General features: G+C 59.6%; 20 protein-coding genes, 6 tRNA genes and 1 pseudogene. 2 read left to right on the forward strand and 25 right to left on the reverse strand.

The window, feature by feature from the left end:
* Window positions 1–8: 8 nt before the first annotated feature.
* The 5 genes from DXC99_RS00955 to DXC99_RS00975 all read right to left on the reverse strand — a co-directional run bounded on the left by DXC99_RS00955 (window position 9) and on the right by DXC99_RS00975 (window position 5,168).
* Window positions 9–1,433 (reverse strand): cell wall metabolism sensor histidine kinase WalK, encoded by a 1,425-nt coding sequence (locus DXC99_RS00955; RefSeq protein ID WP_117628975.1) that lies wholly within the window; start codon window positions 1,431–1,433, stop codon window positions 9–11.
* Window positions 1,434–1,436: 3 nt separating this feature from the next.
* Window positions 1,437–2,165, reverse strand: coding sequence for a response regulator transcription factor (locus DXC99_RS00960; RefSeq protein WP_117628976.1), 729 nt, complete (start codon window positions 2,163–2,165; stop codon window positions 1,437–1,439).
* A gap of 64 nt (window positions 2,166–2,229) precedes the next feature.
* Entirely contained in the window at window positions 2,230–3,105 is an 876-nt protein-coding gene (gene pstB, locus DXC99_RS00965; protein WP_199408832.1) for a phosphate ABC transporter ATP-binding protein PstB, read from the reverse strand.
* Window positions 3,106–3,208: 103 nt separating this feature from the next.
* Window positions 3,209–4,447 (reverse strand): sensor histidine kinase KdpD, encoded by a 1,239-nt coding sequence (locus DXC99_RS00970; RefSeq protein ID WP_117628977.1) that lies wholly within the window; start codon window positions 4,445–4,447, stop codon window positions 3,209–3,211.
* A 25-nt stretch (window positions 4,448–4,472) separates the two neighbouring features.
* Window positions 4,473–5,168 (reverse strand): response regulator transcription factor, encoded by a 696-nt coding sequence (locus tag DXC99_RS00975; protein WP_117628978.1) that lies wholly within the window; start codon window positions 5,166–5,168, stop codon window positions 4,473–4,475.
* 197 nt (window positions 5,169–5,365) lie between these two features.
* Between DXC99_RS00975 and DXC99_RS00980 the strand changes: the two genes are divergently transcribed.
* On the forward strand, window positions 5,366–6,706 hold the full coding sequence (locus DXC99_RS00980; protein WP_158551569.1) for a D-alanyl-D-alanine carboxypeptidase family protein: 1,341 nt from the start codon (window positions 5,366–5,368) through the stop codon (window positions 6,704–6,706).
* 322 nt (window positions 6,707–7,028) lie between these two features.
* Here the strand turns inward: DXC99_RS00980 and DXC99_RS00985 are convergent.
* The 7 genes from DXC99_RS00985 to serS all read right to left on the reverse strand — a co-directional run bounded on the left by DXC99_RS00985 (window position 7,029) and on the right by serS (window position 12,469).
* Window positions 7,029–7,119 (reverse strand) — tRNA-Ser (locus DXC99_RS00985).
* A 92-nt stretch (window positions 7,120–7,211) separates the two neighbouring features.
* A complete protein-coding gene (locus DXC99_RS00990) occupies window positions 7,212–9,653 on the reverse strand; it encodes a lipopolysaccharide assembly protein LapB (RefSeq protein WP_117628980.1) in 2,442 nt (813 codons plus the stop codon).
* 352 nt (window positions 9,654–10,005) lie between these two features.
* Window positions 10,006–10,082, reverse strand: a tRNA-Arg gene (locus DXC99_RS00995).
* A 158-nt stretch (window positions 10,083–10,240) separates the two neighbouring features.
* Window positions 10,241–10,317, reverse strand: a tRNA-Arg gene (locus tag DXC99_RS01000).
* A gap of 165 nt (window positions 10,318–10,482) precedes the next feature.
* Window positions 10,483–10,559, reverse strand: a tRNA-Arg gene (locus DXC99_RS01005).
* A 77-nt stretch (window positions 10,560–10,636) separates the two neighbouring features.
* The gene (locus DXC99_RS01010) at window positions 10,637–11,014 is read right to left on the reverse strand and encodes a hypothetical protein (protein ID WP_117628981.1); all 378 of its coding nucleotides are present in this window, start codon (window positions 11,012–11,014) and stop codon (window positions 10,637–10,639) included.
* A 171-nt stretch (window positions 11,015–11,185) separates the two neighbouring features.
* Window positions 11,186–12,469 (reverse strand): serine--tRNA ligase, encoded by a 1,284-nt coding sequence (serS, locus tag DXC99_RS01015; RefSeq protein ID WP_040359108.1) that lies wholly within the window; start codon window positions 12,467–12,469, stop codon window positions 11,186–11,188.
* 111 nt (window positions 12,470–12,580) lie between these two features.
* Between serS and DXC99_RS10400 the strand changes: the two genes are divergently transcribed.
* Entirely contained in the window at window positions 12,581–12,754 is a 174-nt protein-coding gene (locus tag DXC99_RS10400) for a DUF6724 family protein (protein WP_168170424.1), read from the forward strand.
* A gap of 157 nt (window positions 12,755–12,911) precedes the next feature.
* On the opposite strand, the gene proC is transcribed toward DXC99_RS10400, so the two are convergent.
* From proC to DXC99_RS01080, 13 genes and pseudogenes are all read right to left on the reverse strand, one after another.
* Window positions 12,912–13,682 carry a pyrroline-5-carboxylate reductase gene (gene proC / locus DXC99_RS01020; RefSeq protein WP_117628982.1) on the reverse strand — a complete coding sequence of 257 codons (771 nt, stop codon included), beginning with the start codon at window positions 13,680–13,682 and terminating at the stop codon, window positions 12,912–12,914.
* A gap of 73 nt (window positions 13,683–13,755) precedes the next feature.
* Complete coding sequence (gene rlmH, locus DXC99_RS01025) at window positions 13,756–14,226, reverse strand: 23S rRNA (pseudouridine(1915)-N(3))-methyltransferase RlmH (RefSeq protein ID WP_089572673.1); 471 nt, start codon at window positions 14,224–14,226, stop codon at window positions 13,756–13,758.
* Between the two features lie 6 nt (window positions 14,227–14,232).
* Entirely contained in the window at window positions 14,233–15,171 is a 939-nt protein-coding gene (locus DXC99_RS01030) for an SPFH domain-containing protein (RefSeq protein ID WP_117628983.1), read from the reverse strand.
* A 277-nt stretch (window positions 15,172–15,448) separates the two neighbouring features.
* Window positions 15,449–16,567, reverse strand: a pseudogene (locus tag DXC99_RS01035) (IS1249 family transposase).
* Window positions 16,568–16,821: 254 nt separating this feature from the next.
* A tRNA-Leu gene (locus tag DXC99_RS01040) sits at window positions 16,822–16,908 on the reverse strand.
* Between the two features lie 43 nt (window positions 16,909–16,951).
* Entirely contained in the window at window positions 16,952–17,869 is a 918-nt protein-coding gene (locus DXC99_RS01045; protein WP_117628984.1) for a TatD family hydrolase, read from the reverse strand.
* The gene (rsmA, locus tag DXC99_RS01050; protein WP_117628985.1) at window positions 17,859–18,719 is read right to left on the reverse strand and encodes a 16S rRNA (adenine(1518)-N(6)/adenine(1519)-N(6))-dimethyltransferase RsmA; all 861 of its coding nucleotides are present in this window, start codon (window positions 18,717–18,719) and stop codon (window positions 17,859–17,861) included. The genes DXC99_RS01045 and rsmA overlap by 11 nt, the downstream gene beginning before the upstream one ends.
* Window positions 18,720–18,829: 110 nt before the next feature.
* On the reverse strand, window positions 18,830–20,431 hold the full coding sequence (metG, locus tag DXC99_RS01055) for a methionine--tRNA ligase (protein ID WP_117628986.1): 1,602 nt from the start codon (window positions 20,429–20,431) through the stop codon (window positions 18,830–18,832).
* A 69-nt stretch (window positions 20,432–20,500) separates the two neighbouring features.
* Complete coding sequence (rsmI, locus tag DXC99_RS01060) at window positions 20,501–21,379, reverse strand: 16S rRNA (cytidine(1402)-2'-O)-methyltransferase (protein ID WP_089572680.1); 879 nt, start codon at window positions 21,377–21,379, stop codon at window positions 20,501–20,503.
* 6 nt (window positions 21,380–21,385) lie between these two features.
* Entirely contained in the window at window positions 21,386–22,447 is a 1,062-nt protein-coding gene (locus tag DXC99_RS01065) for a glycoside hydrolase family 5 protein (RefSeq protein ID WP_055309641.1), read from the reverse strand.
* 482 nt (window positions 22,448–22,929) lie between these two features.
* Window positions 22,930–23,002 (reverse strand) — tRNA-Phe (locus DXC99_RS01070).
* 123 nt (window positions 23,003–23,125) lie between these two features.
* Window positions 23,126–23,410, reverse strand: coding sequence for a ribbon-helix-helix domain-containing protein (locus tag DXC99_RS01075; protein ID WP_035137167.1), 285 nt, complete (start codon window positions 23,408–23,410; stop codon window positions 23,126–23,128).
* Complete coding sequence (locus tag DXC99_RS01080) at window positions 23,385–23,675, reverse strand: hypothetical protein (RefSeq protein ID WP_117583813.1); 291 nt, start codon at window positions 23,673–23,675, stop codon at window positions 23,385–23,387. Before DXC99_RS01080 ends, DXC99_RS01075 begins: the two co-directional genes overlap by 26 nt.
* Between the last annotated feature and the right edge of the window lie 5 nt (window positions 23,676–23,680).

Here is a 23,680-nt window from a genome sequence, read left to right on the forward strand (position 1 = left end):
TTGTATCGCTATGCGAATGGCTCCTCCTGCTGTATGGGAAACGTCACCGTAATGGTGGTTCCCACGCCCAACTCGCTCGACAGATCGAGCGTGGCGTGATGATACAGGGCCGCATGCTTGACAATGGCAAGCCCCAGGCCGGTTCCGCCGCGTGCCTTGGACCTACTCTTGTCCACGCGATAGAACCGCTCAAATACCTTGCCCTGTTCTTCAGGCGCGATACCGATTCCCGTGTCGGCGACAGCGAGGAACGGATGGCCTTCGTCGTTGGTGCCGCACTGCAACGTAACCGTACCGCCGGGTCGATTGTAGCGGATGGCGTTGCTTGCCAGATTATAGATGAGCTCGTCGATCAAGCGCGACACGCCTTCGATGACCACAGGCTTGGTCTCATGACTTATCGTCACATTCGCTTGACGGGCGACCTGTTCAAGACGCTGCTCAACCGCGTAGATCGCACGCGAGAGCTCAATAGGCTCCGTGGAACCAATGGGCACTGCCTCGCCTTCAGTCGCACGTTCGGCCTCGTCCAAGTTAGACAGCGTAAGGATGTCGTTGACAAGCGCTGCCAAGCGGCCCGCCTCACGATAGATGCGACCGCCAAAGTTGCGCAGGTCGTCCTCGCCCTCGACCATGCCATTTGCGATGAGCTCGGCATAGCCCGAAATCGCCGTAAGCGGCGTCTTGAGCTCATGGGTGATATTCGCCGTGAACTCGCGGCGCATACGGTCGTTGTCCGCTAGCACCGCCATTTGGCGCTTGAGTTCCTGGCGCTGCGACTCGATGCGCTCAAGCATGGGAACCATCTCGGCATAGGCGTGCTCATAGCTACGGCGTGGGTGATCCAAATCCACCTCTTGTAACGGCGCGATGATGGCACGGGACTCACGGCGCGCCATAAAAAACGAGAGTACTGCACCCGCTGCTGCGATAAGCAGCATCGGCGCCAGCATCGACAGCAAAATCGCCGCAACGCCAGGCTGGGCCTGCGCCAAGCGAACGACCTGGCCGTTATCAAGGACGACGGCGCGATACAGCATAATCTCGTCGAGCGTAGAGCTTGCACGCTCCGCGGAACCCGAACCATTCTCAAAGGCCTCGATGACCTCGGGGCGATCGCCGTGGTTGGGCAGTGTGGAAGGCGACGCCTCGTTGTCGTAGGCAACCGATCCATCCTTGTTAATCAGCGTGATGCGCAAGTCCTCGCGATCGAGGCTTCGCAAGAACGGGATGGGCTCCCGCTGCTCGTCGAGGGCGGCAGCAATGAGCTCGGTTTCCTGCGCCAGATTGGCACTCGTGGCATCCGCCAAAGTGTTTTGCACAAAGAACGCGCCCAGCACCGTAAACGCCACGATAACCGCCATGGCGCAGACAAAGATCGTCACAAAAACGCGGTGCGACAGCGTATGTTTTCCCTGGGGGGCGAAGACCACGGGTTACTCCTCCGATGCGGTGGCCGCGGTGTCGTCGCCTTCGGCACCATCACCGGCAGAAGGCTCGGCCAGGCGATAGCCCACGCCGCGCACGGTCTCGATGGCGCTGGCATGCTCGCCCAGTTTTTGGCGAAGCGTCTGCACGTGCACGTCAACGGTGCGCGAACCGCCGTCGAAGTCCCAGCCCCACACGCTCTGCAGCAACGACTCGCGGGTAAAGACCACGCCGGGCTTGCGCATGAGGTACTCGAGCAGGTCGAACTCGCGCAGGGTGAGCTTAAGCGGCTCGCCGGCAACGGTCACCTCGCGATGGCTGGGCGAGAGCACGATGCCGCCCACGCTGAGCACATCGCTCGCCTGCTTGACCATGCCGCCGCGACGCAGCAGTGCGCGGCAGCGGCTCGCAAGCTCCATGAGCGAAAACGGCTTAGTCAGGTAATCGTCGGCACCGCCATCGAGCGCCATCACCTTGTCGAGCTCGGTGTCCTTGGCGGTAAGCATCATGATGGGCACCGTCGCCGTCAGGCGATCGGCACGCAGGCGACGCATAATCGCTAGGCCATCGGTGTCGGGCAGCATGATATCGAGCAGCACAGCATCGGGCACCCGTCGCGCCACGGCAGCCTTAAACTCGCCATCGCACGAAAAGCCCTCGGCCTCGATTCCCTGCTTGCGCAGCGCGTAGACCGTCAAATCCCTGATGTTGTCATCGTCCTCGACGTAATAGATCATGTTGAACCCCTTTGCGGCCGATATGACCGCATCTTAACCCTAAAAGCACCTGTAAAAGACAGCGTCAGCCAAAACGCCCCGTCAAATAATCCGCCGTGCGCGGATCGGACGGATTTTTGAAGAGTTGTGCGGTAGGCGCGTGCTCCACCAGCTCACCCAGCAAAAAGAACGCAACCGAATCGGAAATACGCGCGGCCTGCTGCATGTTGTGCGTCACGACCACCAGCGTGCAGGTTTCCTTGAGCTCGCAGGCAAGCTGCTCCACCACGAGCGTCGACACGGGGTCGAGCGCCGAGGTCGGCTCGTCCATCAGCAGAATGTCGGGCTGCACGGCAAGTGCGCGGGCGATGCACAGGCGCTGCTGCTGTCCACCCGAAAGACCCAGGCCCGACTCCTTGAGCTTGTCCTTGACCTCGTCCCACAGGGTAGCGCGACGCAGGGAGTCCTCGACCAGCTCATCGAGCACGGCGCGCTCGCGCACACCCATACCGCGAGGACCGTAGGCGACGTTGTCGTAGATGCTCATGGGAAACGGGTTGGGGCGCTGGAACACCATGCCCACGCGCTGGCGCAAACGGCAGATGTCGTAATCGCCCAGGATATCTTGACCATCGAGCGCGATCTTGCCCTCGATGCGGCAATCCTTGATGCCGTCGTTCATGCGGTTAAAGCAGCGCAGCAACGTGGACTTTCCGCAGCCCGAAGGCCCGATGAACGAGGTGATCTGCTTGTCGCGGATCTTGATATTCACGTCCTTGAGCGCATGGTGGTCGCCATAGAACAGGTCGAGGCCCTCGACATCGATGCGCGTCGGCGAGGCGGCAAGATCCTCTGCCGTGGGGCGAGTCGCATCCCCAACCTCGCGCTCATGCGCGGCCTCGGCCTGCGCTTCCATGAGTTCTTCAAGCTCCGTGGGCTCCACAGCCGCAGCAGCCGTCATACCGCATACCTCCATATCGATATCAATTCAGCAGTATCGATAGTAGGAATCGCGGCTCATACGCACGTGAGCACATTGTCAAGTGTTTGTAAGGGCACGCTGGCTATGCGGCGGGCAGCTCGATGGTGAATATCGTGTGTTCGGGCGTCGATTCACATGCAACGGTACCGCCGTGTGCCGCGATGATCTCCTTGGCAATAGCAAGGCCCAGACCGGCGCCACCGCGATTGGTTGCACGCGCCGCATCCAGGCGATAGAACTTCTCAAAGATCACCTTGAGCTTTGCCGCAGGGATCGGATCGCCCTGGTTTATAAATCGTACGCGCACGCCGCCATCGTCTTGGCGCCTGGCCTCAATCGTGATCATCGAGCCTTCATAGCTATAGGCAACGGCGTTTTTCATGATGTTGTTGAATACGCGAGCCATCTTGTCGCCGTCCACGAGCACCGTCAGATCCTCGCAGATATCAACCTGGGCTTCTTTATGCTGTTCGTTGAGAATGGGATAGAACTCGTCGGCCACCTGTGCCAGTAAGAGCCCTAAATCGACGTAGCTGCGGGTGAGCACGATATCGTGGAAATCAAAGCGCGTGATGTCGAAGAACTCCTCGATGAGCGCATCGAGCCGGTGGGCCTTGTCGAGTGCCACGCCCGTAAAACGTGCGCGCTGCTCAAGCGGCAAATCGGGGGCCTCCTGCAAGAGCGAAAGGTAGCCCACCACGCTGGCGAGCGGCGTGCGCAGGTCGTGCGCCAGGTACGTCACCAGGTCATCTTTGCGGTGGGATTCGTCACGCAGGGCTTGTTGAACCCTACGCTCGCAATCGCGCACCCGGTTGAGCGCGCCCTCGACCTCGAGGAAGTCGCCGTCAATGTTGTCCCATGTGTCGGGGTTATCGATCAGACGGTCCTGAATGCGGGCGGCGATCACGCGGTCGGCATGCTGCTCGCCCTGCTCATAACCCTGGTAGTACAGGGCACGCCCGCAAAAGAACAGGACGCACACGGCAAGTGCCAGCACAAAGCCAAGCATGTTGAACACAAAGCCGGCATCAAAGAACACGGGCTCGCGAATACCGCCAAGCGCCAGGGCCCCGATCGCCAGCGTAAGGGTCCACGCGGCACCGCCGATTACCACGCAGCGGCGAACGATTTCGAATCGATCGATCAGCAAAAAGCCAATGAGCAGCACCGCCAGGATGCCAACGATATTGTCGATGCCGATGAGCAGCAGACTCAGCATAAAGAGCAGTACCGTCGCCAACGCACGGTTGTCAACGACCGCCCTTACGTATTCAAAGAGTCGATCGGGCACCTCGAATACCCGCCTATCGTCTTTTGTCATATCCACTTCCCCACCATCAAAGGCGTTATTCGATTATGTAGCCGACGCCCCAGACGTTTTTGATAAAGCGCGGCTTTTGAGCGTCGTCGCCGATCTTTTCGCGCAGGTGGCGAATGTGCACCATCACCGTATTGTTGGAGCCGGGCATAAAATCCTCGTTCCACACCGCGCGGAACAGGTCCTCCACGGCCACCACGCTGCCGCGATGCTCGACCAGATACAGCAAGATGGAATACTCGATGGGCGTGAGGCGAACCGGTGAACCGTCCACTGTCACGGAACGAGCATCGCGGTTGATCTCAAGGCCGTCGAGCTGGATGGTCGGCGACTCGGCCGCCTGCGCGCGGCTACCGTAGCTGGTGTAGCGACGAAGCTGAGCGTGCACGCGTGCGATGAGCTCAAGCGGACGGAACGGCTTGACCACATAATCGTCCGCGCCAAGCGAAAGGCCCTCGATCTTGTCTTGCTGGGCATCGCGCGCCGTCAGCATGATCACGGGATAGGTATGGCTGGAACGGATCGTACGTAGCAGCTCAAAGCCATCGATATCGGGCAGCATGACATCCAGCAGCGCCAGATCGAACTCCTGCTCCAAGATTGCCTTGGCAGCATCGGCCCCGCTATAGGCGACCTGTACGTCAAAGCCTTCTTTTGTAAGGTAGATACCAACCAAGTCGGCGATGGCCTTTTCGTCATCAACTACCAAAATGCGCTCGTTCATGCGTGCTCCTCTCGCGCTCCATTATGCCCGAGGGGGCGCATGCCACACACAACAAGCGTGGGTGATTAAGTCGGCCTTAAGCACCCTTGTGCCCGTTCGGGCGCGGATGTGGGCCACGCACGCACGCGATGATCGCCGACACCGGCAAACGATATACTCTAGTTCCAGAAGAGACCATCCCGTCGAAAGCGAAATCTGTGAAGTCCCTCATCTCTTTTGCAAAGCGCTCAGCCCAGCTTGCCGCCGGCTTTGTCTGCGCTATCGCCCTTGCCGCTGGCGTGCCCACCGTCGCCGGCGCCCAAGTGCTCACGACCGACAATGTCTGCGGCAAAACCGCCGATGCGCGCGGCATCACGGCCGAAAACCTGCCCGATATCGATGCGACCAATGCCCTCGTCATGGGCAAAGACGGCACCGTCTACTATGCCCGCGGCGCCGATGAGCAGGTCAAGATTGCCTCGATCACCAAGGTCATGACCGCAATCCTAACCGTCGAGAATTGCAAGATGGACGAGAAGGTCACGGTGAGCAACGCCGCAGCCACCGTGGGCAATTCAACAGCCGGCCTACTCGAAGGCGACGAGCTTACCGTGGAGCAGGCACTGCGCGGCCTGATGATTCCCTCGGGCAACGACGCCGCCGTCGTGCTCGCCGAATATGTAGGCAAGAAGATCGACCCTAAGACCAAAGACGCCGAGGCAACCTTTGTGAAGGCCATGAACGAGCGCGCTAAGAAGCTCGGCTGCACCGGTACGCTTTTTGAAAACCCGCATGGTCTGGACTTTGATGAGTGGGCTGGCGATATGCACTCAACCGCACACGACGTAGCGCTGATGATGCAGGAGGCCATGAAAAACGACACGATCCGCGAGGTCGTAGCGAGCGAAGATTCCTGGATCGAGGTCACGGGCGCCGACGGCACCGACCATTCGCATTCCATGGACACGCATAACTATTTGCTGGGCCAAGATGGCAACATCGGTGGCAAGACCGGCACTACCGATGATGCAGGCTATTGCTTTACGGGTGCCTACAACCGCGATGGCGACGAGATCTACACCGTCGTTTTGAACTCCACCACCACCGACCAGCGCTTTACCGATACCGCAACCCTTGCCAATTGGTACTACGGTCACAAGGTGACGGTCGCAATCGCCAACACGCAGGAAAAGACCGCCAACGGCAACCCGCTTATGGCGCGCATCGGTCAAACCGACTGGACTGATAAGACGATCGACGCCACACTCGCCGATCCTACGGCGCAAGCGACCGTGTTTTCCCTTGCCGGCGAGGTGACCGAAAAGGTTAGCTACGACGATCTTTCGGGCACGGTGCATGTGGGCGACAAGGTGGGTAGCGTCACGCTCAAGCAGGACGGCACCAAGATCGCCGTCATGGACCTGGTTGCCGACGAGGAAGGCGCAGGGCCGAATCCCATTGAATGGCTGCTCGTGAAGCTCGATCGCTTGGGCCGTCGCATCGACAACCGCCCGCTCACGGCAGAAAGCGAGACCGTCGCCAAGGCGCCCGAGGTGTAGGGCGCAAGAATAATAAGTCCACTGAAAGGAGGCGTCCGAAAGGATGCCTCCTTTTTTTGAGGGTTCGAATCCCCAGCCGCCATTCTTGATAATAAAAAGGGCCCCAAATGGGACCCTTCTTTCAAGTCATACTGGCGGAGAGCTGGGGATGTCCGGGCATGCTGCGCATGCCCTCCGGCTTCAAAGCCTGGCGGCTTTTCGCCCACGGGCTACAAACGCTTTCGCGTTTGCTTAACGCCCGTGCCCTCTCGGGTTCGAATCCCCAGCCTCCTTTCTCCGCACAAAAAAGGGCCCCAAATGGGACCCTTCTTTCAAGTCATACTGGCGGAGAGCTGGGGATTCGAACCCCAGATGCCCTTTTGGGGCATACTCGCTTAGCAGGCGAGCACCTTCGGCCTCTCGGTCAGCTCTCCGTAACAGCCGTTCTATAGTAACCAAACAGCCAAGGATGAGCAAGAGGAAATTTTCTAATTGCCTAGCAGCCTTTCTTCCTTGGAAGCTTCGCCTACCCCAGCGAGCGGTTGAGGGAGCCGAGCTCGTCGTTGCCCATGGTGCGCCACATTTGGAAGATGCAACCGCGCGCCAGGAAAAAGAAACCGTTATCGACCAGTCGCACAGCGGCATCTGCCAGCTGATTCGTCACGGCGGACACTGGCGGCAGCTCTAGTCCAGCCTTGTGGATGGTCTCGACCGCTTCCTCGAACGTCGGAGGCTCGCTGACGCCCATCTCGTTCATAAGGCCCTGCATTTCTTCCAGCGCGCTGCTGCCCGACTCCTCGCCGCGCGGCACCAGACGGTAACAAGCCAGCGCCAGGTCGAGCTGATCGCAATTCCAATAGGCAAACGCCAAGCGATAGAACAGGTAGCCGATTGCAGAACGATCGCTGGCAATACGTAGGCCGTGGCGCGCCACCTCGATAATCTCGTCAAAGCGCTCCAGACGCGCAAGCACGTTGATGAGCGCAAAGTGCGACTGCATGGACGAGCGCGCCAGATCGTAAAGATGGCGCACCTCGGGCAGTGCTCGTTCAAAGTCCTCTTGCTCGGCGTAAAAGCTGCAGATCTCGTGCTGGGCAAAGTACAGCGCATCGGGCGCACGAAGGATTCGCACAGAGCGGTCTTCTTCCAACACCGGTAGCACCATGCGCACCAGCTGGTTATCGCAAAACTGCGTTTGAACCGGACCTGTCGCCAAAAGCTCGGCGACGGCGCACTTAGCCTCCAACTCCTCAACAAGACGGGAAAAGCCTTCAAAAGCACCTGTACGGTCGACTTTTGCCTGCTCGCGCAATTCAACAACACGGGCCACGTATGGGTCGTCGTCCTCTTCCATGACCTCCAGCTCGTCAGCCGTATCGGCAAGCAGCAGATCGCGCAGCGCCGGCGGCAGCATGCGATGGTCATCACGCGGACGAGCATGAACCTCCGCAGGTTCAATCGTCTCCGGAGCGGTTGACTCATATGCCTCAAGCACACGCCTGCACGGCATATCGTCCATGTCTATACTCTCAAGATCCTTGGCGACAGGCACGCAATCGGCCAGATAGGCCGCGCGCCCAAAGAAATACGTTGCAACAACGCGCTCGCCCTGCTCACTGTCGGGAGCAGCAATCTGCACATAGCAGCGCGTGATGCAGGTGCCCGCGGCAAAACACGCTGCCGCAAGCGTGAGTGCCACGCGCGCATCGTGCTCCGCGGCCCAGATCGCACGCGCGTCCTCGTCCAACTCGCGCCAGGCGTCATCTTGAGCGTCGTATTCACGTTGCGGCATGGCATCAACGACAGACTGCCCAAACCGAACGAGCATGATCCCTTCGGCAACGTTTGCCCGATAGGTATAGTCGAGCCGCGTGACCACGTTAAGTGCCTCGACAATACGCGCGAAGCGGGTACGCACATCCCACTCACCGCCCGGCTGGCAAGCCACCGTACCCGGTTTGCCCCACGGGTTATCGCTCGAGGCCGTATCAAGCAGTCGGGGAACATCGTTGGTCGTCTTGGCGATATGCCACGCATCAAAGAGCGCGCAGCCCTCAAGGCTCGGCGAGGATGCCGCAGGGACCAATCCGGCCCCGATGTGCTCAAGGATGCCGGAGAGACGGTTAAGACGGCACTCGATGGCAAGCAGCATGTCAATCTCGTCCTGGTCCAGCAGGCTGCGATCAAAATTGAGATAGAAAAGCTTTGAGCGATCGATGCGAGCCAGGCTCATCTCGGACTTAGCGGCGATGGTGCGCAAGCGAGGCAAGTCAATTTCACTCATAAGGGCGGCGGCATAGCGCTCGATACCGCTCGGATTCTCGGCATGGTCAACGCGGTAGAGCAGCGTCTCGATAGCGTCAGGTAGCGGTGTCGTGTTAAAGCCCAAAAACACCTCGACCGGCTCGGGCAACTTTACGAGCTTGATCTTGTCGACAACGTTTTGCACACCCTCGTCGAGTCCGTCGGCGTCCGCCGTGCTCGCAATGGTATTTTCGGAGTCAGCGAATATCACGTAGCGCAGGAACATCGATGCCATGAACTCACCGTAAGGAAGGGAGCGGGTCGAATTCCATGTCTCGTGATCGGACTGTTCGCGCATGGGACCTTCGGGAGAGCCGACGGTTCGCGCGCACGCGCGCATCGTGCCGTTTGCTCCCCTCACCATAATCTCACCAATACCGGAGTCCGACTCGTCAAGGACCAGTTCCATGTCGGGATCGTTGGGCAGCGGAGCCTCGCTGACGGGGCGGTCCACCTTGTACACCTCACCCGAAACGCTTACGTAGCCCAAAAGCGACACATGGCTTTTGCCAACGAATTCGACGACATAACAAGATTCATGCTGATCCTCGCCAAAGAGTTTCCAGACCACGCCATATGAGCGTCCCGCAGGCTGCTCGGGCATCGCCGGAAAGCGCTTCTTGGGATCGAGAAACCTGAGCTTGTATGTCGGACGCTCTGCCACGAAATATCACCCTGATCGGTCGCTTGAGAAGGAGTGGTCGCGAATAAGTCGCGACATCTACTCGGAATCTTACACGAGTCGACAGGAAATCGTCCCTTTGGACAAAAGCACTCAAGCTGGCGCAAAAGAAAAGCCCCCGTTGCCGGGAGCTTTAATCTCAAATGGTGCGGCGTATAGGATTCCGCGCATCCGCTGCGCGGATCCGCACCGGCTTCGCCCGCCTGCCGGCGTGCTCGCCCGCGGGCTAAAAACGCTCCGCGTTTTCTTTACGCCCGCGCCTCGACCGAGGTTCGAATCCATGCGGTGTTTACGTAAAAGAAAAGCCCCCGTTGCCGGGAGCTTTAATCTCAAATGGTGCGGCGTATAGGATTCGAACCTATGACGTTCTGATTCGTAGTCAGACCCTCTATCCAGCTGAGGTAACGCCGCGACTTGTTGATTATTATGCACAGAGACTGAATAATGGTCAAGCATTTTTTCAAAAAAAGTTATCGAATTTGATTTTTAATCATTTGGAGGGCTTGGCGCGATCTTCGACGCATCGCGATATAAGAAAAGCCCCCGTCGCCGGGAGCTTTAAAGTCAATTGGTGCGGCGTATAGGATTCGAACCTATGACGTTCTGATTCGTAGTCAGACCCTCTATCCAGCTGAGGTAACGCCGCAACGCACGGATTATTATGCACGCGAGCCCCCGATGGGTCAAGCGACAATTAGAAAAAAATTTTACGGAGTGATAATTAAGTTGTTCGTGCCTCGACCGAGGTTCGAATCCATGCGGTGCTGCCATAAAAGAAAAGCCCCCGTTGCCGGAGGCTTTCAATTTCAATTGGTGCGGCGTATAGGATTCGAACCTATGACGTTCTGATTCGTAGTCAGACCCTCTATCCAGCTGAGGTAACGCCGCAGCGCAAGACATATAAAACCACTTTAGCTTATTGGAGTCAAGCACAATTTCAAACTTTTTTGTGGAACGCAGTCTTGTCATGCTGCTCCGCATATACCGTCGTTCCCCGTACGATCGATTGGCTTTTCGATCACGTCAAACTTAGCATCAAGTTCCCTCAGGAGCGATCTCACCCGCTGGGCACAATCATAATCGGCAAACGAGATACTCAACATGCGAGCAACCTGGTTAGATGTCCGGACCCCATAGAAATGCTCCAGGGCCACAAGCCCCTCGTGCGCCACAAACGTCTCAACCACATGAGGCGACTCCTCAAAGCACCATTGGGTCAACGGACCCCCGCTCGTCTGTCGAACCACCAGGCCACCCATGCCAGACGGCTCACACGTTACAAGCAGGTACTCCCCGCCCTCGTCGCTCTCAAACAAAACCACCCGATCATCAAACAGCTCCATCGCGTCCCCTTTCTCTCGCTCTTATTTAGCAAAAGCATAGCAGGTAGATGGCTGTATACAGAACAGTTGTTCGTGTGTTTTCTATTGAGCTGTCCGCACAGCATGGTATGGCCGTACACAAAAAGGGCACCCCAAAAAGGAGTGCCCTAGCAAATCGCTTATGCAGCCAATCTACGCGACCGGCTCGATCTTCTCGAGGCCGCCCATGTAGGGACGCAGAACCTCGGGGATCGTGATGGTGCCGTCAGCGTTCTGGTAGTTCTCCAGAATGGCTGCCATGGTACGGCCAGCCGGCAGACCGGAACCGTTGAGGGTGTGCAGATAGCGCGAACCCTTGAAGTTCTCGGGGTCGCGATACTTGATGTTGGCGCGACGGGCCTGGAAGTCACCGCAGTTGGAGCAGGAGCTGATCTCCTTGTAGGCGTTGTAGCTCGGCAGCCAGACCTCGACGTCGTAGGTCTGACGGGCAGAGAAGCCCAAGTCGCCGGTGCACAGGCTAATCACGCGATACGGAAGGCCCAGCTGCTGCAGCAGGTACTCGGCCTCGGCGGTCATGCTCTCGAGCTCCTCGTCGGACTCCTCCGGCTTGGCAAACTTTACCATCTCGACCTTGTCGAACTCGTGCTGGCGAATGATGCCGCGGGTATCGCGACCAGCGGAGCCGGCCTCCTCGCGGAAGCAGGGGGTGAAGGCGGTGTAGCGGCGCGGCAGGGTATCGGCGTCGAGGACCTCACCGGCGTGCAGGTTGGTGAGCACGACCTCGGCGGTGGGGATCAGGAAGTTGTCGCCCGAGACGTGATAGGCGTCGTCCTCGAACTTGGGCAGCTGGCCCGTGCCGAACATGGTCTGACGCTTGACGACGATGGGCGGCCACCACTCCTTAAAACCACGGCTGGTGTGCGTATCGAGGAAGAAGTTGATGAGGGCGCGCTCAAGACGGGCGCCGGCGCCACCGAGAACGGTGAAGCGGCTGCCGGAGAGCTTGTTGCCGCGCTCGAAGTCAAGGATGTCGAGGTCGGTGCCCAGATCCCAGTGCGGCTTAAAGTCGAAGTCGAACTCGCGCGGGGTGCCCCAACGACGGCGCTCGATGTTCTCGTCCTCGTCCTTGCCGTACGGCGTGGCCTCGCAAGGAATGTTGGGCAGGTGAGCCATGAAGTCGTACTGCTCCTGCTCGAGAGCAGTGCGGCGCTCGGCCAGACCGTCAATCTTCTCGTTGACGGCGCGCACGGCCTCCTTGGCGGCCTCGGCCTCGTCCTTCTTGCCCTCCTTCATCAGGGCGCCGATCTTCTTGGACTCGGCGTTGCGCGTAGCTTGAAGTTCCTCGACCTCGGTGATGACGGCACGACGCTCGTCGTCGAGCTCAAAGAACTTCTCGCGATCCCAAGACGTCTGGCGGTTAGCCATGGCGACATCGATGGCATCGGGGTTCTCGCGAACAAACTTGATATCAAGCATTAGATCCTCCGGCGATATACATTCCATTTAGGTTGCAACCTTGTACATGTATGGGCAAGTATATACTTATGAGCGTTTACGACCCAACTCAACTACGCAAGAAGGCACCCAATGGACGCAGTTTTTTCCTTTTTGTTTGGCACCCGCACCGGTTTTGCCATCCTTTTCGCCGGCGGCATCCTGCTGTTTGCGATTATTGCCTTTGTAATGGAGAAGCGCACCCATAAGATGTATGTCGACCGCGGCCCCAAGTCCGAGGACGAAGAAGACAGCTTCTGGGACTAACCTGCCAAAAAGGGACAGGTTTATTTTGGTCGGTTTTATCTGGGCAAACGCAAGTGCCCCGCAACTGGAATTGAGCCAGTTGCGGGGCACTTTTCGCTAAAAGGACAAAACCGCAGGAAAAACCTGCCAAAATAAACTGTCCCTTTTTTGGTCGGTTTTACTGGAGGGTTGCGTCGATTGCCTTGACCAGGGCGCTGCGCATGCCGGCGTCCTCGAGCGCAACGACGCCCTTGATGGTGGCACCGCCGGGCGAGCACACGGCATCCTTCATCGCTGCGGGATGCTGACCGGTTGCGAGCTGCAGCTTTGCCGTACCCAGCACCATCTGGCTCACAATGCGATAGGCATCAGCACGCGGGATACCGTGCTTGACCGCTGCATCGCCCAGGGCCTCGATTGCCATAGCGACAAATGCCGGAGCGCAACCACCCACCGTGCCGCCCACGAACAGCAGGCTCGTATCGAGCTCGACCACCGCACCGAGCTTGCCAAGCAAATCAAGCACCACTGCGCTCTGCTCATCACTAAGCGTGGAAGCCTTCTCGCAAGCGATGACGCCCTCGCCCACCGAAACCGGCGTGTTGGGCACCGTCGAGATATGCGCGACGCCCGGCAGGACCTGCTCCCACTTGGCACTGTCCCAGGTCCAGGCAACCGACAGAACGACCTTTTTGGCAAGAGCATCCTTGAGCGGGGCGAATACCTTCTCGATCATGTACGGCTTGACCGCAGCGACCACGATATCGGATGCGGCGACAACCTCGGCGGCATCGTGGCAAGCGGCCATCCCGCGCGCCTCACAGCGCTCAACCAGTGCGTCGTAGCGACCCGCACAGGCGCACATGTCGCTCGCAGCTACACCGGCAGCGATCCAGCCATCGGCCATAGCGCTCGCCATATTGCCAAAACCGACAAATCCAATCTTCATATCACATAGTCCTTTCAGACACATTCCTCAAAACGAAAGCTATTGTCCCACGCCATTGTTTCGTATTGCTGACCTATTTGTGATACGGCTCGCCGCGGCTGATCTTGCAGGCGCGGTAGATCTGCTCCAGCAGCACCACGCGCGCCAAGTTATGCGGCAAGGTAATACGTCCAAAGCTGAGCATCTCGTCGGCTCGTGCGCGCACGTCATCGCTCACGCCGTCCGATCCGCCAATTACAAAGGCGATGTCGCTGTTACCACGTAGCATAAGATCATCGAGCCGCGCCGAAAGTTCCTCGCTCGAGCGCTCTTTGCCCTCAATGGCCAGCAAGATCACATGTGCTCGAGGCGGCAGGGCTGTAAGAATCGCCGCCCCCTCCTTGTCGCGCGCGACATCCACGCCGCCCGCCTTAGCCGGGTCGATATCGGCCACCTCGCGGATATCCACCTTGGCATAGGCACCTAGGCGCTTGGTGTACTCAGCGCACGCGTCCTTCCAAAAGCGCTCCTTGAGCTTACCGACGCAAACGACGGTGTATTTCACGCGCGCCTACTCCTTCGAATCGTTTTGAACTTTGCCGGCGGCCAGCATCTGCTCGAACATCGAGGCCGACTGCGAAAAGTCGCTCGGCAGCACGACCGTCGAGGTTTTACCCGTGCGAGCGAACTCCGTCATCATCTCAGACCACTGCGTAAACATGAACAGTTGGTTGGCCTCGTCATTGCCGACACCCGTCTCCTGGATGATCTCGAGCGAATCTTTGATACCCAGTGCGATGGCCTTGCGCTGGTTGGCGATGCCCTCGCCCGCCTTTTCCATTGCCTCGGCCTCGGCGGTCGCCTCGGTGACGCGCTTGATGCGGTCTGCCTCGGCGAGCTCCTGTGCCGCAGCGCGCTTGCGCTGGGCGGCGTTGATGTCGTTCATGGAGTTCTCAACCTCGGTCGGCAGTGCGATTTTGGTGATGAGCGTCGACACGAGGGTGAAGCCGTAGGCGGCCATCTGCTCGGAAACGGTAGCGTTGACATCCTTGGCGATGTCATCCTTCTTGGCAAAGACCTCATCGAGTGTGTAGACAGGAATCGAAGAGCGCAGGGCGTCGGTGATGAAGTCACGCATCTGGTCGACGGGCTCCTGCAGCATGTAGTAGCTCTTGTAGATGCCCGAATCTGCCGGGCCGGCGCCCATGTCGTAGCTCACGTGGTACTGAGCGGAGACCTCAAGGCCGATGGTCACGTTGTCCTGGGTCTTAACGTCGATGCCAAAACCGTTTTTCATGGTGCGCAGGCTCACCGTGGCGGCCTTGCGGTCGATCACGGGCACCTTCACGTGGAAGCCCGCGTTGACGATACGATTGAACTTACCCAAGCGCTCGATGATCACAGCGTGCTGCTGCTCAACGACGTAGCAGGCGTTGGGAAACAACAGCAGCAGGATGATGATGGGAATCAAAAGGCTCGTAAGGGCAGCGATGATACCGGAAAACAGCATGGTCTCTCCTCTGATAGGCACACGTTGCCATTAGGATACCCGTCCAAGGAGATCGTGCATAACAAAAAAGCTCCCATTGCTGGGAGCTCTTTCAATCCATGGTGCGAGCGAAAGGACGTCCGCGTATCCGCTTCGCGGATCCGCACCGGCTTCGCCCGCCTGCCGGCGGACTCGCCAGCTCGCTAAAAACGCTCCGCGTTTTCTTGACGCTCGCTCCTTCACAGGTTCGGCTTATAGGACAAAATGTGTGTCCCGATAGAACATCCGTTTCCATCCATTAATCCAGCCAGAACGGGTACGGGTCCCTGTGGTGGAGGTCCTCCCACACGGCCCTGTCGCCCCATTCCGGCCCTCCGTCCTCGCGTGACGGCGAGGCGGAGTAGACGCTGAACAGGAAGTCGATGTCCGCGTCGGTCGGCATCGTGGCGAGCTTCTCGCGCGCCGTCCTCGCGCCCCCCGAGTGCGCGTGGCACCACCAGAACACCGCCTTCACGCGCTTGACCGACGTCAGCCCCCGGTGGTTGCGCAGGACGGCCCTCATCTGCGAGTTCACCCCTCCCTCGATCATGTTGTTGGTCGACGGCAGCGGGCCGGCCTTGGCAAGGGCGGGGTCGAGGTAGGTGAACAGCGTCCCCGCCGACACCAGCGACGACAGCGACGAGCGCGCCCGCCTCAGCCTCTCGTGGGTGTAGACCCTCCTGCCGTCCACCACGGTCCTGTCCTCCAGGAAGTCGGCCCAGAACCCGCACCAGTCGAGGTAGCGCTCGACCCAGAGCTCGGCCTGGTGCAGCGTCTCGATTCCCATGAGGTCGCGCGCGATGAGGTAGAGCTCGCGCCCCGCCTGGAGCTTCGGCCGCGTCGTCGTGTAGCGCTTGACCTGCGAGAAGGCGTGGAAGGTGCATCTCTGGACCCTGGTGCGCGGCCAGGTCTCGCGCACGGCCTTGGCGAACCCGCTCCCGCCGTCGGTGACGACCACCTCGGGCGCCGGGATCGGCGCCATGAGGGCCGACCACGCCCTCGAGTTCTCCGACCTTGCCATGTACCAGGAGACCACCCTCTCGCCGCTGCAGCATATGAGCACCACGAGGTCGCGCGCGACCCAGATCCCGTCGACGTAGAGCACGCGGTGCAGCTCGCCGTCGGGGACGGGCATGGGCCAGACCTCCCAGAACTCGGCCGTCCTGCGCCTGAAGGACCGCCCGCCGCCCGGCATCGCCGCCTAGGAGTCCTTGGAGAGGAGCCACCCGAGGAACTCGTCCAGCCTCGTCGCCGTGTCGTCGTACCTCACCGTCGTCGACGCGCCGCAGGCCGTGCACCTCCACCGCTGGGACCCCGATGAGGTCCTGCCGTTGCGCTTGGTCCGACCGCCGCAGTAGGGGCAATAAACGGCCTTCATGGGCACCTCTTCCGAAAGGGTATTTAACGGTTCCGGAAAAGGTTATCTACCTGCGGTAACGATAGGCAACCGGACACACATTCTGTCCGAGCGGTTAAAAGCGGGCACGGAATTTAAACGGCTGAAAAAGGGGCATCGACCTGCGCCGATGCCCCCAACGTGGACACACATTTTGTCCTATAAGCCACAGGTTCAAGTCCCTGCGATGGGCCCATAACAAAAAAGCTCCCATTGCTGGGAGCTCTTTCAATCAATGGTGCGGGCGAAAGGACTTGAACCTTCATGGGGTTGCCCCCATACGGACCTGAACCGTACGCGTCTGCCAATTCCGCCACGCCCGCGTGCAGGAATTAGAATAACGGAGCGCCACCGCGAACGCAAGAACTATTTTTGAAAAAGTTTGCAGGCATTTTCCCAAGCGGCATGCGCGATTGTTTCGGCGTCCTCACCAGTGCGATCGACACGGTCGTTAACCAGCGCGTTTGCCGTAATGGAGATCATTGCGGGCTCGCATTCAAGACCGCGGATGGGCTCTGGAGCCATATACGGGCAATCCGTCTCGAACAAAATTCGATCGAGTGGGGTTGCCGCAAATGCCTCGCGCACGTCGTCGTTGCGCTTAAAGGTGGCCGCACCACCATAGGCGATATAGCAGCCCAGCTCCACAAAGCGCTCCATCGTGGCGCGGTCCTCGCCAAAGCAGTGCAGCACGCAACCGACCTGGGGCACGCCCACCTCACGAAGCACGTTGTACGCATCCATATGCGAGGTGCGCTCCCCATCCGAGTCCTCGTGCCGCAGGTGCAACTCCACCGGCACATTGCAGCGCATGGCGACTTCGAGCTGACGTGCCATGCAATCAATCTGCACGCTGTGGGGCGCCGGCGTGATGTCGTCGTCGTAATCCATGTGGTAGTCCAGACCGATTTCGCCAATACCGGCGCACAAAGGGTCATCAAGCGCAGCAACAACCTGTGCGTGAATGTCGTCGGTATAGTCCGGCGCGCCATACGGATGCACGCCGGCAAGATACTTGATCTGCGGGATATCCTGCATCGGCAGAATCTCGCGCGTCAGCCAGTCGCTATAGTCCGTCACGCTGCGCTTATCGGCAATGGGATCGAAGACCGTCACCAACAGGTCGATGCCTGCCGCCTTGGCACGCACGAGTGTCTCGGGCACATCCTTGCCCCAGAACGAAAGCAGATGCGCATGTGTGTCGGCAAGCGGTGCCAAGGGCACGGGACAAGCAACCGTCTTCTTTTTTTTGGTAAACGTCACGCGTTCGGCATTAAGCGTCATGGGAAAGCTCCCGGGCCAGACGGACAAAGTCGGCAACATCGAGCGTCTCGGCGCGCGTGGTGGGTGCGATACCGCAAGCCTCAAAGGCGGCATCGAGCACGTCCTTGGCAAAGCCGTTGGCGCTCATGGAATTGCGGATGGTCTTGCGACGCTGAGCAAATGCAGCATCAATCACGCGGGCCACAAATTCGCGATCGAGTCCTTCGGGCACCACACCGTCAACACGGTCGATACGCACGACGGCCGAGTCCACGTGTGGCGCCGGCATAAAGCAACGCGGCGGCACCTCAAAGCGACCCGTTACCTGCGCATACAGGCCAAGCTTTGCCGTATAGCCGCCATAGGTCTTGTTGCCCGGCACTGCGGCAATGCGATCGGCAACCTCCTTTTGCACCATGACGACGGCGCGCTTGAGCGCCGGCATCGTCTGGAAAAATTGCAAAATGATCGTCGCCGCCACGTTATAGGGCAAGTTCGCGACAAATACCGTCGGCTCACCGCCCGCAGCCTGCTCAATCTGCTCCGGGCCCACCTTAAGCGCGTCGCCCATGATAAAGCGGAAGTTGGCATAGTCGGCGGCGTGGGCGTCGAGCACCGGCTCAAGCTCGGGATCGGCCTCAATGGACGTAACGCACGCCGCTTCCTGCAGCAACGCAAGTGTCAACGTACCGCAACCCGGACCCACCTCGAGTACGCGCTCGTCACCTGCAAGCTCGGCAAGCTCGCAGATACGCTCGATCACATGATTGTCGATTAGAAAGTTCTGGCCCAGGCGATGCTTGGTCGCAAGGCCAAACTCCTCCAGCAGCTCCCTTGTTGCCGTGGGGTTTGCCAAAGGCGAAGTTGTCATAGTTGCCTCCTTAGCATGATGGCGGCGTCTTGAAACGAAAGGGCATGGACCGTTGCGGCCATGCCCTTACAGCTAAACAGCAAATTGCCGATATGGCGCTCGCGCGGTCTCTACGCCAGACGCGGGAACAGCGGATCGCCCTTCTCGACGGGCTGACCACCAGCAAGCAGGCCCCAAGTGCAAATGCCCTTGAGGTCGTCGCTCGCGGCCTCGCCCTCACAGGACAGGCGGCGCAGAGCCTCGGCAGAAGTCTGGGGCATGAGCGGCATCAGCAGGTGGGCGGCGATGCGGATGGCCTCGAGCAGGTTGTAGATCACAAATGCCAGCTCGTCAGCCTTGGCCTCGTCCTTGGCAAGCGCCCAGGGCTCGGAGTCCTCGATGTAGTGGTTGGCGGCGTGAATGAGCTCCATGACCTCATCCTTGGCTCCGCCGTAATCGAGCACGTCCATCTTGGCCATGTAGCGGTCGACCAGGCCATCGGCAATCTTTGCCAGCGGGTTATCGAACGTGTCGGCAGACGCCGGTTTAGCCGGGGCGCAGCCGTCAAAGTACTTTGCGCTCATGTTGAGCGAGCGCGAAATGAGGTTGCCCCAGCTGTTGGCCAGATCGGCGTTGTAGACCTGCTCCATGCGATCGAAACTGATGGCGCCGTCGGTGCCGGGGACCACGTCGGTCATAAAGTAATAGCGGTAGCCCTCGACGCCCAGCATGTCGATAACATCCTGCGGAGCGATGGCGTTGCCGCGGCTCTTGGACATCTTCTCGGCCTTGCCGGTCTCGGCATTGCGCACGGTCAGGAAGCCGTGGGCAAAGACGTGCTCGGGCAGGGCCTCGCCGATGGCCATGAGCATGGCGGGCCAAATGACGCAGTGGAAGCGAATGATGTCCTTACCCACAATATGGAACTGCGCGGGCCAGCGATAGGCCAGCTCGGCACGGGCCTCGTCGGTGTCGACACCGTAGCCGACGGCAGTCATATAGTTGAGCAGCGCATCGAACCACACGTAGGTCACGTGACCCTCGTCAAACGGGACCTGGATGCCCCAGTCAAAGCTCGTACGGCTCACGGAAAGGTCGTTAAGGCCGCCCTCGACAAAGCTACGTACCTCGTTCATGCGGAACGCAGGCTCGACAAAGTCGGGGTGCTCGTCATAGAGCTTGAGAAGCTTGTCCTGGAAGGCGGAAAGCTTAAAGAAGTAGGACTCCTCCTGCACGCGCTCAAGCGGACGGTGGCAGTCGGGGCATAGATGCTGGCCGACGCTGCCGTACTCCTCGTCGCCCTTCTGGACCTGCGTATCGGTGAAGTAGGTCTCGTCAGGCACGCAATACCAACCGTCGTAGCTGCCCTTATACAGGTAACCGGACTCCTTCATGCGCTCCCACAGATACTGCACGGCATGATGCTGGCGCGGCTCGGTGGTGCGGATGAAGTCGTCGTTGGAGATCTCGAGCTTGCTCCAAAGCTCCTTGAAGTGCGGAGCCTGGCTGTCGGTCCACTCTTGCGGCGTCATGCCATGCTTGGCTGCGGCCTCGGCGACCTTCTCGCCGTGCTCGTCCATGCCGGTCAGGAACTTGACGTTATAGCCGGCGGAGCGGCGATAGCGAGCCTGAACGTCGGCGATGATGGTGGAATAAGCCGTGCCCAGGTGCGGATCGGCGTTGACGTAGTAGATGGGCGTCGTGATAAAGAACGAAGGCTTGCTTTGATCCATGGGGTTTGTCCTCCAGAAAAACGTTGCATACAGGGGATGATTCTAGCGCAAGGGCTGGATATCCTCCATCTATTGCATATCGAGCACCATGGCATAGACATCGCGCTTGCGGCGCGAATACTTCTGAGACAGGCGCTTGGCCACCGCAGAGGCGGGCTCCCCCTCCTCGAGCGCGGTGCGGATATCCTCGCGCAGGGCATCGTCGGGATCCGCTACCGCAGCGCCAACCGGCGCGATGCCGGCCTCCTCGTCCTCGCTCGGCGGCGCGATGACCAGCGCAATCTCGCCCTTTACCTCGCCGCGAGCACGCAGCTCCTCGGCAAGCTGGTCAGCGGGCCCGCGCAAGACCTCCTCGTGCAGCTTGGTGAGTTCGCGGCAGACGGCAAGCTCACGCTGGGGAAAGACCTCCGCCACGGCCTCGAGCGTCGCCACGATGCGATGTGGAGACTCGTAGAAGATGAGTGCGCCGGGCACCACGGCAAGGCGCTGCAAACGGCGCACACGGTCGCCGTGCTTTCGGCCCAAAAAGCCCTCGAAGAAAAAATGCTCGCAGGGAATGCCGGACGAAACGAGTGCCGTGACGCAAGCAGAGGGTCCGGGAATAACTTCGACGGGCACATCGGCCTCACGCGCCGCCTCGACCAGCGCCTGGCCGGGATCGGACACGCTCGGCATGCCGGCGTCCGAGGCAAAGGCGAGGGTCTCCCCCGCCAGCAGACGGTCGACCAGGCCGGCAGCGCGGCTAGCGATCACATTCTCGTCGCAACGGACAAGCGGCTTGGAAATACCCAGGTGCATCAGCAGCTTTGACGTCACACGCGTGTCTTCGCAGCAGATGGCATCAGCAGCGGCAAAGGCCTCACCAACGCGCGGGGACAGGTCGCCCAGGTTGCCGATGGGCGTGCCGACCACATAGAGTTTGCCCGTATGGGCGCTGTTTTGCGTCATATCAACCTATTCAATCATGCCGCGCTCGAGCGTACCGAGCGCCGCGCGGGCGTCCCATGCTGCAATGCGCTTCTCGGTCTTCCACGTTTGGAAGAACCAACCGGCAGCCGGCGCAAACGAAGCCAGCTGGTTGGCGATAAACACGCGCTCGTAGGCATTGCGGCCCTCGGGCGTAACCGACGAGTTAGCAAAGATCGCCGCGCCCGACCATTCGCCCACCAGCACGGGGAACCCAGTCGAAATCGCCTCTTTAAGCTCGCGCTTGTTACGCGAAATCGCCGTCGTCAGCCCGCGGGGGCTCGTGATGTCGAGCGCATACTCGTCGCGGTAATGGTACAGGTGAAGGTCCATGTAGACGTTCTTGTACTTGGCGCCGCGCATAAAATGCTTCCACTCGCTGGGATGCCCCGACGACGAGAAGACGACGATCTTATCCTCGGGCATATACGAACGGACGAGCTCGTAGGCATCGCGATAGAAATTGCGCAGGTAGTGAGCGGGAATGCCATCCGTCATGGTGAAGAGGCTCTTGCGAACGCTCATCTGCGGCGTGTCCAGCAGCTCAATGCCCAGCAGGCTCTCGGCCTCGCCATAGCGATCGGCCAAGCGCTCGAGCACGTCGAGTGCGACATGACGGCCGTTGGTGGACGAATGCCACTCGGCAACAGCCTCCGGCGTGGTGGGCGAATCGTTGGAATCGCCCTGGCCACCGGGCACGGTTGCCAGATCGAGCAGCACGCGGATGTCGTACTTGGCAGCCCACTCAATCGCGCGGTCGATGTAATCGACAACCGATATGTAGGAGGCATCGGACTCCTGTGAGCCAAAGGCATACCAAGGCACCGGCAGACGCACGGCATTGAGACCGATCTGCGCCATGCGACGAAAATCGTCCTCGCTCACAAACGTCTCGTAATGGCGGCGCATGCGCTCGTTATAGGCGGCGGTACCCATGGCCTCCTGTAGCTCGGCCGCGTTGGATGCACCGGTCGCCGCGTACAGCGACGGGGTCACCCAAGGCTCGGGAATAAACCAGCCAGAGAGATTAACGCCGAGTATCCTCTCCATCACTGCCCCCTTCGGATCATGCAGGTCGAACCCGCATCGTATTGCATAGGATAAGTATCGTTTTGAGTATACCCGCGTGTGCGGACAGGCGACCGAACGGTCTGTAAAGTGACGCGAAAGTGGGAGGAATGTCTGGGGCGGGCGGGCTCGGAATGGTGCGACGAGGTGTGTACGCGCGCCGGAGGCAGGCACCGGAAAGTGTGTCCCGTTCTGAGCCCTTATTCTGGGACGCAGTTTCCGCAGAACCCTACATAAAAGAAAAGGACCCCTTTGCAGAGGTCCTAGTCAATTCAAGGTGGCGGGGAAGGGAATCGCGTCCGCGCGCTGCGCGGACGGACCGCTGCGGCGCTTACGCGCCTTGCGAGCTGCGCTGGCAAACGCTTACGCGTTTACTCAGCTCCGCGCCCTCACGGGGTTCGATTCCGTGCGAGGGCTACATAAAAGAAAAGGACCCCTTTGCAGAGGTCCTAGTCAATTCAAGGTGGCGGGGAAGGGAATCGAACCCCTGACACGAGGATTTTCAGTCCTCTGCTCTACCAACTGAGCTACCCAGCCATTTGAGGTGTGCCTTGTTTCAAGGCTTGATTAGTATAACCAAGGACGCGTTCCGGTCAACCGAGAATTTCAAAAAAGTTTTTAAGCACAGCCTCGGTTCTTTAAATCGGCACGTCAGAGGCATCAGCCGGCAGCAAGAAGTTTTTCGCTCAGAGCCGCACGGGCAAACTCACTTGGCGTCATCCCCTCGGCAGCCGCCCGTCGACGAATGGCCTCCTTCATTCCCAGAGGAATCTTGACCGACAGCGTTGCCGTCCCCTCACCCGAGAGTGGGGGCCGTCCATGCACGATCCCACCAACGGTGTGTTCGCCATCCGGAAACTCTCCGCGCTCGTACGACTCGCACCACGCGTCAATCATTTCATCCGTTACAACCTGACCATTAGCGGCCGTATACGTCTTGCCCATCATCGACCCCTTTGCCGAGCCCGTTCAATCTCCTGCCAAAATTTCTTCTGGACTGGAGACAAGGCATGAATGATAAGCCCCCACGGACAAGCTCGACCGCGACAAGCTCCACGCTTCGTCCGTCTGGGAGCCATCCAATCGCAAGCCATCTCGGCGGCTCGTCCTTCGGCTCGCGACGAATGCACTCAGTAACCGCAAGCCAAGCGCTAAGCACCTGCTTTTCCGTCAGGTGCTTTTTAGCGTTGGGATGGATCTCAACATCCATGCATC

Origin of the sequence: Collinsella sp. TF10-11AT, from assembly GCF_003437565.1 — a bacterium.
Taxonomy (GTDB): domain Bacteria; phylum Actinomycetota; class Coriobacteriia; order Coriobacteriales; family Coriobacteriaceae; genus Collinsella.